Annotated in this window: 14 protein-coding genes; 7 read left to right on the forward strand and 7 right to left on the reverse strand. The window is 66.8% G+C overall.

Annotated elements, in window-relative coordinates; genetic code table 11:
- The first annotated feature begins 45 nt into the window (after positions 1–45).
- Positions 46–966 (forward strand): alpha/beta hydrolase, encoded by a 921-nt coding sequence (locus ACEN98_RS32820; RefSeq protein WP_413389011.1) that lies wholly within the window; start codon positions 46–48, stop codon positions 964–966.
- Positions 967–974: 8 nt separating this feature from the next.
- Here ACEN98_RS32820 and rhaM read toward each other — a convergent pair whose 3' ends face one another.
- The 5 genes from rhaM to ACEN98_RS32845 form a co-directional block, all read right to left on the reverse strand.
- Positions 975–1,292, reverse strand: a complete 318-nt coding sequence (gene rhaM / locus ACEN98_RS32825; RefSeq protein ID WP_413389012.1) for an L-rhamnose mutarotase — start codon at positions 1,290–1,292, stop codon at positions 975–977.
- The gene (locus ACEN98_RS32830; protein WP_413389013.1) at positions 1,289–2,491 is read right to left on the reverse strand and encodes a glycoside hydrolase family 88/105 protein; all 1,203 of its coding nucleotides are present in this window, start codon (positions 2,489–2,491) and stop codon (positions 1,289–1,291) included. The genes rhaM and ACEN98_RS32830 overlap by 4 nt, the downstream gene beginning before the upstream one ends.
- Before the next feature lie 18 nt (positions 2,492–2,509).
- The gene (locus ACEN98_RS32835; protein ID WP_413389014.1) at positions 2,510–5,191 is read right to left on the reverse strand and encodes a glycosyl hydrolase; all 2,682 of its coding nucleotides are present in this window, start codon (positions 5,189–5,191) and stop codon (positions 2,510–2,512) included.
- A gap of 118 nt (positions 5,192–5,309) precedes the next feature.
- Positions 5,310–6,605 carry an L-rhamnose catabolism isomerase gene (gene rhaI / locus ACEN98_RS32840; protein ID WP_413389015.1) on the reverse strand — a complete coding sequence of 432 codons (1,296 nt, stop codon included), beginning with the start codon at positions 6,603–6,605 and terminating at the stop codon, positions 5,310–5,312.
- Between the two features lie 59 nt (positions 6,606–6,664).
- A complete protein-coding gene (locus tag ACEN98_RS32845) occupies positions 6,665–8,773 on the reverse strand; it encodes a bifunctional rhamnulose-1-phosphate aldolase/short-chain dehydrogenase (RefSeq protein WP_413389016.1) in 2,109 nt (702 codons plus the stop codon).
- 320 nt (positions 8,774–9,093) lie between these two features.
- Between ACEN98_RS32845 and ACEN98_RS32850 the strand changes: the two genes are divergently transcribed.
- The 6 genes from ACEN98_RS32850 to ACEN98_RS32875 all read left to right on the forward strand — a co-directional run bounded on the left by ACEN98_RS32850 (position 9,094) and on the right by ACEN98_RS32875 (position 15,989).
- A complete protein-coding gene (locus tag ACEN98_RS32850) occupies positions 9,094–9,996 on the forward strand; it encodes a DeoR/GlpR family DNA-binding transcription regulator (protein ID WP_056329878.1) in 903 nt (300 codons plus the stop codon).
- The gene (gene rhaS / locus ACEN98_RS32855; protein WP_413341276.1) at positions 9,993–11,000 is read left to right on the forward strand and encodes a rhamnose ABC transporter substrate-binding protein; all 1,008 of its coding nucleotides are present in this window, start codon (positions 9,993–9,995) and stop codon (positions 10,998–11,000) included. Before ACEN98_RS32850 ends, rhaS begins: the two co-directional genes overlap by 4 nt.
- A 129-nt stretch (positions 11,001–11,129) precedes the next feature.
- Positions 11,130–12,641, forward strand: coding sequence for a sugar ABC transporter ATP-binding protein (locus ACEN98_RS32860; protein ID WP_413389017.1), 1,512 nt, complete (start codon positions 11,130–11,132; stop codon positions 12,639–12,641).
- On the forward strand, positions 12,638–13,636 hold the full coding sequence (locus tag ACEN98_RS32865; protein ID WP_413389018.1) for an ABC transporter permease: 999 nt from the start codon (positions 12,638–12,640) through the stop codon (positions 13,634–13,636). The genes ACEN98_RS32860 and ACEN98_RS32865 overlap by 4 nt, the downstream gene beginning before the upstream one ends.
- Positions 13,633–14,652: an ABC transporter permease gene (locus ACEN98_RS32870; RefSeq protein WP_413341270.1), complete on the forward strand. Its 1,020-nt coding sequence runs from the start codon at positions 13,633–13,635 to the stop codon at positions 14,650–14,652. The genes ACEN98_RS32865 and ACEN98_RS32870 overlap by 4 nt, the downstream gene beginning before the upstream one ends.
- Positions 14,649–15,989: an FGGY-family carbohydrate kinase gene (locus ACEN98_RS32875; protein WP_413389019.1), complete on the forward strand. Its 1,341-nt coding sequence runs from the start codon at positions 14,649–14,651 to the stop codon at positions 15,987–15,989. Before ACEN98_RS32870 ends, ACEN98_RS32875 begins: the two co-directional genes overlap by 4 nt.
- Positions 15,990–16,020: 31 nt before the next feature.
- On the opposite strand, the gene ACEN98_RS32880 is transcribed toward ACEN98_RS32875, so the two are convergent.
- Both ACEN98_RS32880 and ACEN98_RS32885 read right to left on the reverse strand, forming a co-directional pair.
- A complete protein-coding gene (locus tag ACEN98_RS32880; protein ID WP_413389020.1) occupies positions 16,021–17,307 on the reverse strand; it encodes a YihY/virulence factor BrkB family protein in 1,287 nt (428 codons plus the stop codon).
- A gap of 435 nt (positions 17,308–17,742) precedes the next feature.
- Positions 17,743–18,570: a PhzF family phenazine biosynthesis protein gene (locus ACEN98_RS32885; RefSeq protein ID WP_413389021.1), complete on the reverse strand. Its 828-nt coding sequence runs from the start codon at positions 18,568–18,570 to the stop codon at positions 17,743–17,745.
- Positions 18,571–18,577 lie beyond the last annotated feature (7 nt).

Below are 18,577 nucleotides of genomic sequence, written 5' to 3' on the forward strand. Positions count from 1 at the left end.
TCAGGACCTCAAATGAATCGTTCGAATGAAACCAGGAGACGCACTTTGAAACTCGTTGCCGGCGCCGTGCTCGCCGCGGGTGCCAATGCGGCATTCGCCGCACCGCAGCTGCCCGCCACCGCCACGATTCCGTTGTGGCCGGAAGGCGTGCCGGATGCGAAACCCGGCCTCGGTCCGGAACACGTCGACGACGGCCGCGTGTCCAACGTGAGCGAGCCGACGTTGACCGTGTACGGCCCCGCCGTCGACCGCCCGAACGGCACCGCCGTCATCATCTGCCCCGGCGGCGGCTACGTGCGCCTGTCCACGGCGCGCGAAGGCGAGCAATACGCGGCATGGCTCGGCACCCTCGGCATCACGAGCTTCGTGCTCAAGTATCGCATGCAGGAGTTCGGCCACCCGGCGCCTCTGCGCGACGTGCTGCGCGCCGTCCGCCTCGTGCGGTCCCAGGCGGCACGGTACCACATCCGCCCGGACCGCATCGGCGTGATGGGCAGCTCCGCGGGCGGCCACCTTGCGGCCAGCGCGGGCACGCTGTACGACCACCCGCTGGGCCGCACGGGCGCGGACCTGGACAAGGTCAGCGCGCGTCCCGACTTCCTCGTGCTGATGTACCCCGTGATCACGATGGACGGCCCGGCCGTGCATGCCGGCTCGCGCAAGGCGCTGCTGGGTGCCAACCCGTCCGCGGCCGACGTACGGCTGATGTCGGTCGAACGGCAGGTCACGGCCGCCACGCCCCCGACGCTCCTGATCCACACGCAGGAAGACCAGACGGTGCCGGTCGAGAACAGCATCCTGTTCTACCAGGCGCTGACGCGGGCGAAGGTGCCGGCCGAGATGGTTCTGTTCGAGCATGGGTCGCATGGGATGGGCATGCGGGCGGGGCTCGGGACGGCGTCGGAATGGCCGAAACGGGTAGAGGAATGGCTCAAGGCGCGGGGCCTGCTCGACCCCGCGAAGTAAACAATCCGTCACGGCAGGTGGAAGACCTGCCGCAGCGGCCACTCCTTGGGCCGGTTCCCCGGCTCGACCTCCATCAGCGGCGCCATGGCATCCCACCAGCGCCGCATGACGGGATGCTCCGGCAGCGCGGCGACCGTGTGCCCGTCGCGCAGCTTCAGCACCGCGAACAGCTGCAGCGACGCCTCGTCGAGGAAGATCGAGTAATCGTGGATGCCGGACGCACGCAGCACGTCCGCCAGCTCCGGCCAGATGTCGTCGTGGCGCCGCTTGTACTCGTCGACGTTCCCCGGCTTCAGCCGCATGACGAAGGCCCTGGTCTCGCTCATCGCACGCCTCCCTGCGCCATGCGCTTCAGTTCCGCGGCCGCCAGCATGAAGCCGCCGACGCCATAGTCGTAGCTGGACGAAGGACGATAAAACGCCGGCTCGGCGCCCGTCTGCTGGATATTGCCGACGCGGCCGTCCGCGTACACGTTCTTCAGGATGCCGGCCCAGGCCTTCGCGATCACGGGCCGGTACTTCGCGCCGTCGAGCAGGCCGTGATTCACGCCATACGCCATGCCGTAGACGAACAGCGCGGAGCCCGAGATCTCCGGCAGCGGGTAGGTCTTCGGATCGAGCAGGCCCGCGTGCCACAGGCCATCCGCGCCCTGCAGCGACGCGAGCTTTTCCGACATCTCGCGCAGCTGCTGCACATAGAAGCCGCGCTGCGGATCGTCCGCCGGCACGTAGTCCAGCACGCGCGCCAGGCCGCCCATCACCCAGCCTTCGCCGCGCGACCAGAAGATCTTCCTGCCGTTCGCCTCGCGCTTGTCCTTGTAGCTGGCGTCGCGCGCGTACAGATGCTCGTCCTTGTCGTACAGGAGGTCGTACGTGCGCTTCCAGTTCAGGTGCATGTAGTCGAGATATTTACGCTCGCCCGTCGCCTTGAACATCTTCGCCCACACGGGCGGCGCCATGAACAGCGCGTCGCACCACCACCACGGGATGCGCGGATCGTTCGGCTTGAGCGTCGCCAGGGGCAGCAGGTCGTCCATCTCGGCCTTCGTCAGGCGCAGCATGCCCGGGTTCTTCTCCTGGAAGTACAGGTCGAGGTAGGTCTGCGCGATCGACAGGTCGTCCGCGTTGGGCAGGCGGTCGCGCACCTGGAAGTCGAAATGGCGCGCCATCGCGAGCATCGCGTCGCGGTATCTGGTATCGCCGGTCGCCTCGGACGCCGCCATGAAGCCCGTGTACATCACGCTCTCCGTCCAGATGCGCGAAAAGTACGGCTGCGAGCGCGCGAGCTGCCAGTCCGCGACCTTGCGCAAGGCCTTGTCGATGGCAGCGGGCGTGAGCTCGGGCGACAGGTCCGTCGCGAGCGGGCCCGCAGCGGCCGGCGCGTCGCCGAAATGGCGGCTGATGTCCTTGTCGATGATGGCCTGCATGGCGGGCGTCGGTTGCGGGTAGCCGGTCGTCTGCGCAAACGCCGGCAGCGCCAGCGCGACGCTCGCGGCCAGCATGGTGAATCGTCGGGTCGTCGTCATGTTGTTCTCCTGTCGTTGTTATTGGCCCGCACCCAGCAGCTTGACGGGGCCCAGCAGGCCGGCCGGCTGCGGTGCGATCAGCGCGGTGTCCTGCGGGACGAAGCGCTGGCCGTAGCGGGCCGACAGCAGCCGGTAATCCGGCAGCGCATGGCCCGCCAGCGCATTCAGCGCGAGGTTGGCGACCCGCACCTCGATCCGGTTGCGGCCCGGCCGCAGATAGCCCGTGACGTCGACGGCATACGGCGGATGCCACACGGCGCCCGCACGGCGGCCATTGACATATACCTGCGCCGCTTCGCGCACGGGGCTGTCGAACATCGCGCGCATGCCGGCCGGGACTTTCGGTGCCGATTCCAGCGGCGTGCCGGTACCGAAATCCAGCACGAGCCGTGGCGAGCGCAGTTGCGCCGCCGTGAGCTCGACGTCTTTTTCGTAGGTGGCGACGCCCGAGAAGTAGCGGGTCGCCTCGTCGTCCGTCCACGAGCGCAGCGCGGCGAGACGTTGCGCCTGCGCCTTGCCGGGGAAGCGCAGGCTCCAGTCGCGGCCCAGGTCCGCGATCTCCATCGTGGCGGCTACCGGCGCCGGCGCCGACGGCAGCGCATCCGCCAGCACGAGCACGCGCGATTCGTACGGTGCCAGGTCGAGCGACGCCGGCAACGTGGCCGCCGTCATGCGGCCGCTGTCCGGATCGATCCACGCGGCCGCCTTGCGCACCGCCGCGAACGACGCCTGCGCATGCACGGGCCGGTTGCTGGTATTGGCGATGAAATAGATGTCCGCGTCGCGCAGCTTGCGGCGCACGAAGCCGACGTCGGATGCCTGCGCCGACAGCTTCATGTCCGGCGCCAGCACGGCCCGCAGCGCGGCGCCGACGGCATCGTCGTTCGCGACGGTATGCACGTTCGGGCTCGCGAACAGCGCCTGCGCCTTCGCCGCCACGGCCGCGGACACGCGCGCCGCATCGCGATAGCCGGGCGCCAGCGACGGCGCGCCACCCACCGCGATGATGTGCCCACCGCCGCGCACGAACGCCGCCAGCTTGTCGATCACCTCGGGCGCGAGCCGCATCACATGCGGCAGCACGAGCACCGGATGGCGCACGCCCAGTGCCAGGATCGCCTCGGCATCGGTGTAGTCGAGGTTCTGGCCCGCGTCGAGGATCTGTGCCGTCAGCGCCGGGGTCACGTGCGTGTGCATCTCGGCCGACAGCGACACCTTGCCCGGCACGAGGGCCGCGTACACGTCGTCGTTCGGCAGCAGCACGGCGACCTGGTTCGCGGGCTCGCCCTGGCGCATCAGCCAGCTCATACGGGTGAGGTAGCCCGTCACGTCCGGCATCACGTTCCACCACGGGTTGTGGTCGTTGAACACGGCGGCCGCGTAGAACGCGTAGCCGGGTTCGATCGTGCCGGGCGGCGTGTACGGCCAGCCGTGGCCGATGAACTGGTTCACGCCTTCCAGCAGCATGCGGTCCGCTTCCACCTTCATGTCCAGCGGCGTCGCGGCGAATGCGGGCGAATGGAGCCATGTCCACGTCTCGGCCGAGATCACGGGCCGGCCATACAGGTGGCCCGCCGACGTGGCGAGGCGCGTAAACGAGAATTCGCGGAACTGCGGCCCTTCTCCTTCGGGCAGCGCGACCAGGCGGTTGCTGGACAGCGACACGGCCGGTTCGCCATACGTCTGCGAGCGGAATTGCGTGCCGTGTTTCTTCGCCCAGGCGTCGATCGGCGTCAGATAGCGCTCGTTGACGAGCTCCGTCTGCGTCAGCGCCCAGTCGCGGCGCAGCGCGGGGGCATCCGGCCCCTGCCCCGTGAACACGGCCGGCAGGTGCGGCACGATGTCGTAGCCGCGCCGGCGCTTGAACTCCGCCGCGAAATCATCGGTCCAGTCGGTGTTGTAGACCTCCAGGCTGTCCGAGAATACGGCATACGGCGGCGTATCGCCGAACGCTTTCATCAGGGGCTCGGCGACGGTGGCGAGGTGATGGTCGACAGCCTTGCGGCTCAGGTGGTCGAGCACGAAGCCTTCCGCGCCCAGCGCCGCACGCTTGACCTGCTGGCCCGTGCGGCTGGCGATGTACACGACGACCTTGCGGGGCGCGTCGGCCGGCGCGATGGCCGCGCGGCCGTCGGCGCCAGCCTGGACCTGCAGCGGTGTCAGCGACGCCGGATCGACGCCCGAGCCGATGAAGGCCGCGATAAGCTTCTCGCCGTTCATGATGGCCGGCAGCGGGAAGCTCGCCGCGCCGACCGGCACGTCGACGACGGCCTGGCGCAGCCGCGCCGCGGCCTCGCCGACCGTGACATGCGGCCCGCCGTACGGCCAGCCGCTGGCCAGGGTCATGTCGACGCGCATGCCGTTGGCGCGGCCCGTGCGGTTGGCGAAGCTCACCGCATCGAGGAATTCGGGAGACAGATACGGGACGTTGTGGATGCCGCGCGCGGCATCGTCGAGCTCCATCGGGTACACGGGCTGGATCTCGAATCCGCCGATGCCGCCGGCCTTCATCGCGAGGATCTCGCGCTCCAGCTCGGGCTTGACGACGGCGGGGCCGAACCACCACCAGCGCATCATGGGACGTGCGTCGGGCGGGGGGGACTGCAGGTGTTGGGCGACGTCGGCGAACGTCGTGGACGGGCCGGCCGCGTGCGCGGCGAAGGCGCACGACAGGGCGAGCGCCAGCAAGGGCTTGCTCATGGGGGGACTCCTGGAGCGACTGATCAATAACCAACGTCGTTCCCGCGCAGGCGGGAACCCAAGTGTTGCGTGAACACGCGCAAGATTGGACCCCCGCCTGCGCGGGGGCGACGGTTATTCACACGATCCCGCTGCTGCTCGCCCCCGCCTTCGCCGGCCGCGCGCTCGCGACCTTGTCCCGATACCCGCTGGCCCGATAGCACGCCACCGGATCCGCGGCGCCGCCCGAGCGCACGCGTGCCATCGCGAGGATAGCCTCCACGTCGGTGCGGAACGCCCGTTTCAGCGCCTGCGCCGACAGCAACACGTCGTTCGATTCCTGGAACTCCGCCAGTTGCGCGCGGTCGACGAGCGCGGCCTGCACGTAAGCGCGCTGTACTTCGACGGCGCTGTTCATCAGGCTCTCGATCGGGTCCGTCACATTGTGCGACTGGTCGAGCATGTACGCCGGCTTGAACGCCGGGCCTTCGCGCAGCGCCGCGTCGGCCAGCTCGTTGAAGACCAGGAACAGCTGGAACGGGTTGATCGAGCCGGAATCCAGGTCGTCGTCGCCGTATTTACTGTCGTTGAAGTGGAAGCCGCCCAGCTTGCCGAACTGCGCCAGGCGCGCGACGATCATTTCGATGTTCGTGTTCGGCGCATGGTGGCCGAGGTCGACGAGGCATTTCGCCTTCGGGCCCAGCGCCGTCGCGCACGCGAAGCTCGTGCCCCAGTCGGCGATGGTCGTCGCGTAGAACGCCGGCTCGAACAGCTTATGTTCGATGAAGACGTTCCAGTCGTCCGGCAGTGCCGCGTAAATCTCGCGCATGCTGTCCAGGTAGCGCTCCAGCGCGCCGCGCAGGTTGTGCTGGCCGGGGAAGTTGGCGCCGTCGCCGACCCATACCGTCAGCGCCTTCGAGCCGAGTTCGCGCCCCAGTTCGATGCATTCGATGTTGTGTTTCACGGCCTGCGCGCGCGTGGCGCTGCTGTTCGCCGTCAGGCTGCCGTATTTATATGTGTGTTCCTGGTTCTGCTGGTCCTGGAAGGTGTTCGAGTTGACGGCGTCGAACGCGAGGCCCAGGTCGTCGGCCTTCTGGCGCAGCTCCTTCGCATCGGTCGGGCGGTCCCACGGAAAGTGCGGAGAAACCGCCGGCGTGGCGCGGGTCAGCTCGTTGATGACGGCGCAGTCGTCCAGTTTTTCGAACACGTTGCGCGGTTCGCCGCGGCCCGCGAAGCGCGCGAAGCGGGTGCCGCCCGTGCCCACGCCCCAGCTGGGGACCGCGACCGCGAAGCGCTGCGCGAGGGCCGTCAATGCCTCGATATCCTGGCCGCGGCGGGCCAGCATGCCTTTGAGCGCCTCGTAGTCGGCTTCCAGTTGGGGGGCCAGCTGCGCGTTATGGTCGGCCACCAGACCGGCATCGATGAGGGTCGTCATGTTGTCTCCTGTCGTCGCGGCACCGCGCCCGGCGGTGCCGCTGTTCTTCTGAATTGATATTATCGCGTGAATGCGGCCGCGTTGCCGGCATCCACGTTCAGCACGTTACCCGTGCTCTTGCCCGACTTCTCGCTGACGAAGAAATACACGGCTTCCGCGATATCTTCCGGGAACACGCTCTTCTTGAGCATGCTGCGCTTGCGGTAGAACTCCTCGACGTCGTCCGTGTCGATCTTGTTCGACGCGGCACGCTCTTCCTTCCACTTGCCGTCCCAGATGCGCGAACCGCGGATGACGGCGTCCGGATTGACGACGTTGACGCGGATGCCGTGTTCCGCGCCTTCCAGCGCGATGCAGCGGGCCAGGTGGATCTCGGCCGCCTTCGCCGTGCAGTACGCCGATGCGCCGGCCGATGCGACGAGGCCGTTCTTGCTGCCCACGAAGACGATGCTGCCGCCCAGCTTCTGCTGCTTCATGATCCGGAACGCGTTGCGCGACACGAGGAAGTAGCCCGTCACGAGGATGTCCTGGTTGCGCTTCCAGACCTCCAGCGACGTCTCGTCCAGCGGCGCGGCGGAGGCGATGCCCGCGTTCGACACGAGCAGGTCGACGCCACCGAAGCGCAGCGCGGCGGCGGACAGGATGCCGCCCACTTCCTCCTCGCTCGTGATGTTGGCCTGCACGGTCGCGACGTTGTCCTTGCCGGCGACCTTGACGAGGTTGTCCCGGGCGCCTGCCAGCGCTTCGGCGTCGATATCGGTCAGCATCACGCATGCGCCTTCCTGCAGCAGCTGGCGCGCCACGGCCTGGCCGATGCCGCCCGCGCCACCGGTCACCAGCGCGATGCGGCCCGCGAGGCTCTTCGGCTTCGGCATGCGCTGCAGCTTCGCTTCTTCCAGCAGCCAGTATTCGATGTCGAACGCTTCCTGTTCCGGCAGGCCGACGTACTCGTCGACACCGTTCGCGCCGCGCATGACGTTGATCGCATTGACGTAGAATTCGCCGGCGATGCGCGCCGTGGCCTTGTCCTTCGCGAACGACAGCATGCCCACGCCCGGGATCAGGTAGATGATCGGGTTCGCGTCGCGGATCTTCGGCGACGTGTCGCGCTTGCAGCGCTCGTAGTACGCGGTGTAGTCGGCGCGGTAATCGCTCAGCGCCTGATCGAGACCGGCCACCAGACGATCGAAATCGGGCGCGGCGGGATCGAAGTCCAGCACCAGCGGGCGGATCTTCGTGCGCAGGAAGTGGTCCGGGCAGGACGTGCCCAGTGCGGCCAGCGGCGCGAGGTCGGCACTGCAGACGAATTCCAGCACGGCGTCGGAATCGTCGAAATGGCCCAGCTTGAACTCCTGCTGGCTGATCTTCCCGCGCAGCAGCGGCATCAGGCGGGCGACGAGCGCCGCACGCTGGTCGGCCGGCAGCGCCTGGGCGACCTGGCCGCCGAACACGGGCTGCCTGACGTTCGCCGCCAGCCATTCCTCGGCGCGCTTGATCATGGCGAGCGTCGTCTCGTAGCACGACTTGGCGGTATCGCCCCACGTGAACAGCCCGTGGCCCTCGAGGATGATGCCCTTCAGCTGCGGCTGTTCCCGCGAGAGTTGTTCCAGCTTCAGGCCGAGATCGTAGCCGGGACGCTGCCACGGCAGCCAACCCAGTTCGCCTTCGAAGATCTTTTCGGTCAGCGCGCGGCTGTTCCTGCACGCGGCGATCGCGATGACGGCATCCGGGTGCATGTGGTCGACGTGGCGGCGGTCGATGTAGGCGTGCAGCGGCGTGTCGATCGACGCGGCGCGCGGGTTCAGGTCGAACGTGCAGTGCGGCAGGTAGCCGACCATCTCGTCCTCGTGTTCCAGGCCGCGGTAGCGCTGTTTCAGCGCCTGCAGCTTGTCCATGTACAGGGTCGAGAAGCCGTCCAGCCTGATCGAACCGAGGTCGCCGCCGGAGCCCTTCACCCACAGCACGTCGACCTGCCCGCCCGTGAGCGGATCCGTCATGACGATCTTGGCCGACGTATTGCCGCCACCGAAGTTCGTGATGCGCAGGTCGGAACCGAGCAGATTGGAACGGTACAGCAGCAGTTCAGGCTCGCTCAGCGTGGCGGCGTGCTGGTCGTCCCAGCGCGACGTGATCGGTTCCTTGTGGGAGGTAGCGCTCATTGCACCCATAAATACGTCTCCATGTGTTTGCGTTGTGTGTCGTCTGGCCCGCGCCGTGGACCACGGTCGCGGCATCCGGCACAGTAGAATTCAGCGGCCCAAGCAGTGTCAACGCGGAATCGATCAACATCGTGACCAAGAGCGATTTAATCATTTAGTTGATCGAAACGCGCATTTGAGCGCGCCACGGCGGCCAAATAATCAATCGTTTGATCATTTAACGATTGACGGCCTTTCAACTCCTCATTACTCTTTTTCCCAGACGGCGCGACCCACGGTACGACGCTGTCCCCGCCGCACAACTACACAAACGGCATAGGAGGAGACACATGGTGAATCACAAACGCCGCAAGCGTTTGCTGAAACTGCTCGCCGAGCACCAGACGGCGACGGTCCAGCAGCTCGTCGAATGGCTCAACGCGTCACCGGCGACGGTCCGGCGCGACATCAGCTGGCTCGCAGCCCGCAACCTGCTCACCCGCACCCGCGGCGGCGCCGAGAACCTGCTTCCCAAGAAGCGCCAGTTCCCGCTGTCGAGCGAAACGTTCCAGAACAATATCCAGTGCTACGCCGCCCGCAAACGGGCCATCGCCCGCCACGCGGCCGGCATGTGCACGGACGGCGAAACGATCATCATCAACGGCGGCACCACGACGTTCATGATGGCCGAGTTCCTGGCCGACAAACACCTCAAGATCCTGACCAATTCGTTCCTGATGGCCGAGCGCCTGCTCGTCTCGAGCGAGAACGAGATCATCGTCCCCGGCGGGAAGGTCTACCGCGAGCAGAACGTGATCCTGTCCCCGTTCGACAACGACATCACCCAGCACCACTACGCCGGCAAGATGTTCATGAGCGTCTACGGCCTGTCGCTGCTCGGCCTGATGGAAGCGGACCCGCTGCTGATCCAGGCGGAGAAGCGTTTGATCAGCCAGGCGGAAGAACTGATCGTGCTGGCGGACAGTTCCAAGTTCGCGCGCAAGGCGGGCCTGATCCTGTGCGGCCTCGATCGCGTATCGACCGTCATCACGGACACCGGCGCCTCCGACAAGGCCGTGCAGACGCTCGAGCAGTACGGCGTCAAGGTCGTCACCGTCGAACCGGACGAAGTGGCGCCGAACGTCGGGGCGCCTTTTTTTAATCCGCAGTTCGACCTGCAATCCGCCGCGCTGTTCCACCTGGACGCGCAGCTCGACCCGCGGCTGGACGCGCAACTGGAGGCCGCACATTGAAGCTTAAAACCACCCTGCTCGCACTGGCGGCGGTCGGCGTCCTGGCCGGCGTCGCCGGCTGCGCCGAGAAAAAGCCGGAGAAGACGCGCATCGCGATGGTCGTGAAGAGCCTCGGCAACGGCTTCTTCGACGCGGCCCACACGGGCGCCGACGAAGCGGCAAAACAGCTCGGCAACGTCGAAGTGATCTATACGGGACCGACGACGCCCAGCGCCGAAGGCCAGATCGAGATCATCAACTCGCTGATCAGCCAGAAGGTCGACGCGATCGTCATCTCGGCGAACGACCCGAACGCGCTGGTGCCGATCGCGAAGAAGGCGATGCAGCGCGGGATCAAGGTCGTCTCGTTCGACAGCGGCCTCGCGCCCGAAGGCCGGCAGATGCAGCTGAATCCGTCGAACGCGCAACTGATCGGCGAGAAGCAGATCCAGATGGCGGCCGACGAGATCGGGGGCGCGGGCGAGATCGCGATCCTCTCGGCTTCCGCCCAGGCGACGAACCAGAACATCTGGATCGGCGTGATGAAGAAGGTGCTGGAACAACCCGAGTATTCGAAGATCAGGCTGGTGGCCACCGTGTACGGCGACGACCAGTCGGATAAAAGCTACCGCGAGGCGATCGGCCTGCTGCGCAGCCATCCGCAGCTGAAGGCGATCATCGCGCCGACCACCGTCGGCATCGTCGCGGCCAGCAAGGCCGTGGCGGACGAACACCTCGTCGGCAAGGTCTACGTGACGGGTCTCGGCCTGCCGTCCGAAATGGCGGGCCACGTGAAAAGCGGCGCCGTGAAGGAATTCGCGATCTGGAATCCGATCGACCTGGGCTACGCCGCCACCTACGCGGCCGACCAGTTCGTGAAGGGCAAGGCGGAGTCGAAACCCGGGGCCAGCGTATCCGTCGGACGGCTGGGCAGCGTGACGCTGGATGCCAATGGCGAGGCGGCGCTGGGACCGCCGTTCACCTATAACGCGGAAAACGTCGACAAGTTCGCGAAATTGTTCTAAGCCGTACACCCCAAAACCGTCGTCCCTGCGAAGGCAGGGACCCAATTTCAGCTAGCGGTCCACTGACAAACTTGGGTTCCCGCCTGCGCGGGAACGACGGGCATGCGCCAACAAAACACGCATTCCCCTATGCCAGCCACCCAAACACCCCCGGTCCTCCAACTGACCGGCATCAGCAAGCGCTTCAACGGCATCCATGCCCTGAACGGCGTGAACATCACGATCCGCGCCGGCGAATGCATGGCGCTCGTCGGCGAGAACGGCGCCGGCAAGTCCACGCTCGTGAAGACCCTCACCGGCATCTACCGCCCGGACGCCGGCACGTTGTCCCTCGACGGCAAACCCGTGACGTTCGCGAGCCCGCAGGAAGCGATGGCCGCCGGGATCACCGCCGTGCACCAGGAGACCGTGATGTTCGACGAACTCTCCGTCGCCGAGAACATCTACGTCGGCCGCCAGCCCGTACGCGGTGGCCGTATCGACTGGGCGCAGATCGAGCGCGAGGCGGAAGCCCTGTTCGCGCGCCTGGAAGTGGCGCTGCCCGTGAAGGCGCGCGTAAAAGACCTGTCGGTCGCGCAGCGCCACTTCGTCGAGATCGCGCGCGCCCTCGCCCAGGATGCCCGCGTCGTCATCATGGACGAACCGACGGCCGCGCTGTCGCAGCGCGAGATCCGGGAGCTGTACCGCATCATCGACCAACTGAAGGCCGCCGGCACTGCCGTCATCTTCATCTCGCACAAGTTCGACGAGATCTTCGAAGTCGCCGACCGCTATACCGTGCTGCGCGACGGCCAGTTCGTCGCCGAGGGGCGCCTGGCCGACATCACGGAACAGGAACTCGTCGCGCTGATGGTCGGCCGCGCCGTGCACCAGGCGTATCCGAAGCTTGACGCCGAGATCGGCGAGCCGCTGCTCGTCGTGCAGAACCTGTCCCACCCCACCGAATTCGACGACGTCAGTTTTACCCTGCGCCGCGGCGAGATCCTCGGCTTCTATGGCCTCGTGGGCGCGGGCCGCTCCGAGGTGATGCAGGCGCTGTTCGGCCTGACGCCGGGCGTCTCCGGCTGCGTCACGCTGGACGGCCGGCCCGTGATGGCGCGCTCGCCCAGCGAAGCCATCGCGCTGGGCATCGCCTACGTGCCGGAAGACCGCCAGCACCACGGCGCGCACCTGACGATGCCGATCCAGCACAACATCACCCTGCCGATCCTGTCGCGTATCGGCTTCTTCCTGCGCGGCCGCGGCAAGCAGGAAGCGACCATCGCGCGCCACTTCGCGGAACAGCTGGAACTCAAGGCGAGCCACCTGACGCAGCACGTGGCCGAGCTCTCCGGCGGCAACCAGCAAAAGGTCGTCCTCGGCAAATGGCTCGCGACGGACCCGAAAGTGATCATCCTCGACGAGCCGACCAAGGGCATCGACATCGGCTCGAAGGCGGCCGTGCACCGCTTCATCGGCCAGCTCGTGGCACGCGGGCTGTCCGTGATCCTCGTGTCGTCCGAACTGCCGGAAGTGCTGGGCATGGCGGACCGCATCGTCGTCATGCACCACGGCCGCGTGCAGCGCGAGTTCCTGCGAGGCGAAGCGACGCCGGAATCGGTCGTCGCCGCCGCGTCCGGCCTGACCCTGGAGGCCGCATGAACGTCCTGAAACAACGCGAACCGCTGCTGGCGGCGATGGTCGTGCTGCTCGTCGTGGCCGTCGGCCTGCGCGCACCGGTCTTCCTGTCGGCCGGCTCGCTCGCCAACCTCGTCACGGACAGCACGCTGCTCGTGATGCTGGCGCTGACGCAAATGCTCGTCATCGTCACGCGCGGCGTCGACCTGTCGGTCGCCTCGAACCTGGCGCTGTCCGGCATGGTCGCCGCGATGCTGGGCGCGCACTACCCCGGCCTGCCGCTGCCGCTGATCATGCTGGCGGCCGTCGCCGTCGGCCTGGCCCTCGGTCTCGTCAACGGCTGGCTGATCGGCTATCTGGAACTGCCGCCGATCGTCGTCACCCTGGGCACGATGAGCGTCTACCGCGGCGCCGTGTTCGTGCTGTCCGGCGGCGCGTGGGTATCCGCACACCAGATGCCGCCTCACTTCATCGCGTTCCCGCTCGACCGCCTGCTGGGCCTCCCGCACCTGGTATGGATCGCGGCGGCGACGCTCGCGCTCATGGCCTGGATCGCACGCAGCACACGCTTCGGACGCGACCTGTACGCCATCGGCAACGCGCCGCAATGCGCGGGATATATCGGCATCCCGAGCCACAAGCGCCTGCTCGGTACTTACGCGCTGTCCGGTGCCGTCGCCGGCTTGTGCGGCTACCTGTGGGTGGCGCGCTATGCCGTCGCCTACACGGAAATCGCTTATGGCTTCGAATTCACCGTGATCGCCGCGTGCGTGATCGGCGGCGTCTCCATCGGCGGCGGCGTCGGCACGGTGCTCGGCGCGACGCTCGGCGCTTTGTTCCTCACCGTGATCGGCAACGCGCTGCCCGTGCTGCAGGTGTCGCCGTTCTGGCAAAGCGCCCTCACCGGCCTCGTGATCCTCGTCGCCGTCCTGATCAACGCCCGCGGCGCCGGCCGCCGCAGCCGCCAAATCCTGCCGCTGCATGGCACGGACGCCCAACCCGAACGGAGTGCCGCGTGAACCCGACCACCACGATGCAAACTGAAAAAACGTCGCGCTACACGATCCTCGACCGCGAAACCCCGCGCCTGAAAACGATCCTCGGGCGCTGGGAAAGCCTGCTGGCCATGCTGTTCGTCGCGGTCTTCGTCGCGAACAGCATCGCGCTGCCGCACTTCCTGGACCTGTACAACCTGCTGGACGGCACGCAGAACTTCAGCGAGAAGGCCTTGATCGCACTGCCGATGGCCTTGTTGATCATCTGCCGCGAGATCGACATCTCGGTCGCCGGCACCCTCGCGCTGTCGTCGGTCGCGATGGGCCTGGCGAAAGGCGCCGGCTTTCCGGCCGAAAGCCTGCCGCTCGTCGCGCTGGCCACGGGCACCGCGTGCGGCTTCCTGAACGGCGTGCTCGTCACGCGCTTCGCGCTGCCGTCGATCGTCGTCACGATCGGTACCGTGTCGCTGTACCGCGGCCTCGCCAGCGTCGTCCTGGGCGACAAGGCGTTCACCGGCTATCCGCAGCTGATGGCCGACTGGGGCCAGGGCTACTTCTTCGGCATCGTGCCGCGCGAATTCGTCGTGCTGCTCGTGTGCGCCGCGTTGTTCGCCGTGCTGCTGCACACGACGACGTGGGGCCGCCGCATCTACGCCATCGGCAACAACCCGGAGGCGGCGCGCTTTTCCGGCATCGCCGTCGACCGCTACCGTCTCGCGCTGTTCATGCTGACGGGCGCGATGGCCGGCCTGGCCGCCTTCCTGCTCACGGGCCGCATCGGCAGCACGCGCCCGAACATCGCCACCGGCTGGGAGCTGGAAGTGATCACGATGGTGATCCTGGGCGGCGTCAGCATCGCGGGCGGCGCCGGCACCATCGCCGGCGTGATGCTGGCCGTGCTCACGATGGGCACCGTCACGTACGGGCTGGCGCTCGCCAACATCCCCGGCATCTACATGACGATCGTCGTGGGCGTGCTGCTGCTCGCGACCATCGCGCTGCCGAAGCTCCTGCGCATGCGGCGCGCGCGGAGCGCATGATGCCGGACGCCCTGATCGTCCTCGACATCGGCAAGACGAACGCCAAGCTCGCGCTGATCGATGCCGCCGGCAAGGTCCTCTCGGAGCAGCGCCGTCCGAACGCGGTGCTTGCGGATGGACCCTACGCGCACCTCGACACGGACGGCCTGTGGGACTGGCTGCTCGCCACGTGCCGCGCGTTTGCCGCGCGGGCGCACGTGTCGGCCATCGTGCCCGTCACGCACGGGGCCACCGCCGCGCTGGTCGACGCTGCGGGCCTCGTGCTGCCCGTGCTCGACTACGAGGCGGAGCTTCCCGGCGTCGAGTACAACGGTCCGTCCTACGACGAGACGCTGTCCCCGCGCCTGCCGGCGGGCCTGAACCTGGGCCGCCAGCTCGCATGGCTGCAGGCACGCTTCCCGCGCGAGTTCGCGCGCACGCAGCACATCCTCATGTATCCGCAGTACTGGGCCTGGCGCCTGTGCGGCGTGGCGGCGTCGGAAGCGACGTCGCTGGGTTGTCACACGGACCTGTGGAACCCGCGCACCCAGACGTATTCGAGCCTCGTCGGCCGCATGGGCTGGACGGGCCTGATGCCGCCGCTCGCGCCCGCGCACGCGGCGCTGGGCACGCTGCGCCCCGAGATCGCGGCCGCCACGTGGCTGCCGGCGGACTGCCAGGTCCTGTGCGGCATCCACGACAGCAATGCGTCGCTGCTGCGCTACCTCGGCCGCGCCGAGGGCACCGTGCTGTCGACCGGCACGTGGATGATCGCCGCGGCCTTCGGCACGGCACTGGACGGGCTGCGCGAGCAAGACGACATGCTCGCCAACACGAACGCGCTGGGCCAGCCCGTCGCATGCATGCGCTTCATGGGCGGTCGCGAATTCGGCGAACTGGCGGGCGCCACGCCGGCGCCCTGCGGCTTCGATACGATCGAACGCCTCGTCGCGCAAGGCACGCTGGCGCTGCCGTGCTTCGCCGCGACCGGTGGTCCGTTCGCGGGCCGCAGCGGCAGCATCGAAGGCCCGCCGCCCGCGGACGCGCAGGAACGCTATGCGCTCGCGACGCTGTACTGCGTGCTGATGACGGATTACTGCCTCGACGCGCTCGGGGCCGCCGGTCCGCTCGCCGTCGAAGGCAGTTTTACGTCGAACCCGTGGTTCGGCCCCCTGCTCGGGGCGCTGCGCCCGCAGCAGCCGGTGTCGTATTCGGACGATGCGAGCGGCACCACGTGCGGCGGCTGGATGCTGCGCTACCGCGATGCGCCGCCGCCGGGCGCCAGCACCGCGATCGCGGCACGCGCGCCCGCGGGACTGGCGGCCTACCGGGCCCGCTGGCGTGCTGCGCTCGAATGATGCCCGCGCCCGCGATGCGCGCCGGCCCGACCTACCCGTTCCGTACCTTGCTGTTGGCGTACACCCACGTGTATTCGGCGCCAAACAGGAAAATCTGCGCCGAATAGTAGAACCACGCGACGAGGATGACGAACGAGCCGGCTGCGCCAAAGCCCGTGGCCACGCTCGATTTGGCAAGGTACAACCCGATCAGTGATTTGCCGATGTTGAAGAGCAATGCCGTGACTGCGGCCCCCATCCACACATCGTGCCAGGATATCCTGGCAGTCGGCATGATCTTGTAGATCATCGCAAACAGAACCGTGAAGAGGGCGAGCGACGCGATGAAATTCAATACGCTTGCCAGAACGCTTTCCACCGCATTGCCCCCGCCCAGCCAATCGCTCGTCGCTGCGAGCGCGGCGCTGACGACGAGTGAAATCATCAGCATGAAAGCAAATCCGAGAACCAGCCCGAAGGACAACACGCGGCCGCGCAGCCATCCCCAGATACCCGCCGGTTTCGCTTTCGCCGGTACCCGCCAGATGCGGTCCAGGTCCGTTTGCAGCTCGGCAAACGTGGCCGTTGCGCCCAGCAGCACAAGAAAACCGCCGACGATACTGGCGACGATCCCGGTGGACGGTTCGCGCGCAGCTTGCAGCAAACCCTGCACGGCCGCTGCGCCTTCCTTGCCCATGATGCCCTGAAGCTGCGCAATGATTGCGCCTTGTGCGGCGTCCTGTCCAAATACCGTCCCGGCGATCGCGATGATCAGGACCAGCAGCGGTGCGAGGGAAAACAGCGTGTAATACGAAAGCGCCGCCCCCATGCTCGGCGCGTAATCATCGATCCAGGCGTTTGCCGCCGCCACGAAGATTTGCCACTGCCTGCCGATCCAGCTCCCCGAGGTGTGTTCGAACATCGGGCGTGGCGGCGCGCTTGTGGATGGTTCCGCGATCTTCGCGTCGGATCTGCTTTCCTCCGCACGCGTCGGCACATAGGCCGTTCCTTTCTGGACCGGGGCGGATGGTTCGTCACCGGCATTGTGCCTGGCCGAGGCAATGGACGCTGCCAGGGAAACAAGCAAGCTACCGGCCTTCAGCATACCGCCAAGGTAGTCGTGGCGTTCCGGTGCCACATCCGATACAGGGGCCTTCTTGCGCCTGAGGAGCGCATAACCCCCAGCCGCGATTCCCAGTACCGCGGCGCCGCGCACGTACGGCGAGGAAAGCACGTCCGACGCCCGTGATTTCAAGACGTCGAATTGCGCGTTCGTTTCCATCGCGGCGGTCGCTGCGCGGGTTTCGGATTCATGCATCTCGTGAGCGGTAGGGTTCATATCATTTCCTCGGACTGAAACGGAGCAGGTCACCTGCATGACGGTAAGCCTTCCGCTTGCGAGATTCAGTACGGTGACTCACCGTCCATTGAAACAAATGACGAAGGACCGCAGCCCGAAGCGCCGCTTGCGAGCCGATGCGAACCTGATATTCGCGTGGCTGTCGGGTTGAACCTGCTGTCAGCCGCTCTTGTTTCCGGCACCGGACCTGACTCGTCCGACCAGCACGGGTACCAAACCGAAGGGGACGAACGCCAGGACAAAACCAGCGACAAGACTCAGCATCGCGTCGCTCGTTGTCGACGAGGAGGACGCAAGCGCTCCCCCGTAGTCACTGTCAAAAGCGACCGTGAATACTGCGCAGAAGATGCCCACGACGATACCTACCGCCGCCGGCCCTGTTAACGTCTCGCGTTCACGCCGCGATACGTTCATTCAAGCGCTTTCGGAGCCCTGATCGACGGGGACAGCAACCTTGCCTTCCAAATAAAACACACATGCGCCTTCCAACTCGACACGGTTTCCGACGACCCGGCATACAAGCTCGCCGCCACGAGCTGAAGCCTGGTATGCGCGGAGCTCACGCTTTCCCAGGCGGGCACTCCAATACGGTGCGAGCCCGCAATGCGCTCCGCCTGTAACCGGATCTTCCGGTATCCCTTTAGCCGGCGCAAAATAGCGGCTCACGCAATCCCACCGCTGGTCTCCCCGAGCGGTCACGACGACGCCCGGACGGTCGAGCCGCGCGACCGCAGCCATGTCCGGTGTCAGGCTACGTACCGCCTCAAAATCGTGCAGGACCGCGATGTAATTAAAACCGTCGTCAAGCGTCTCCACCGGCTCGATTCCCAGTGCTTCAGTGAGGCCCTCCGGAAGCGGGATCGATCGCGGCACGCGTACCGGAAAATTCATCACATATCGATCGCCCATGCGCTTGACGGCCAGAGGTCCGCTCGCCGAATCGAACGTCACCATTGTGCGTCCTGGCTGTAGCCGCTCCATGACGACTGCGGCGCTTGCAAGCGTAGCATGGCCACACAGCGGCACCTCGACCGTCGGCGTGAACCAGCGCAGGCGGTAATTGTCGCCGTCCGGGACCAGAAAGGCAGTTTCCGGGACGTTGTTTTCCGCCGCAATCCGGCGTAGCAGTCCATCGTCCGGAAACGTGTTCATCAAGATCACGGCAGCGGGGTTTCCTCCAAACAGCCGGCTGGTGAATGCGTCGACTTGATATATTGGCAGACTCGTTACTGGACAATTCATATGCTTG

It is taken from the genome of Massilia sp. CT11-137 (assembly GCF_047302885.1).
GTDB lineage: Bacteria > Pseudomonadota > Gammaproteobacteria > Burkholderiales > Burkholderiaceae_D > Telluria > Telluria orientalis.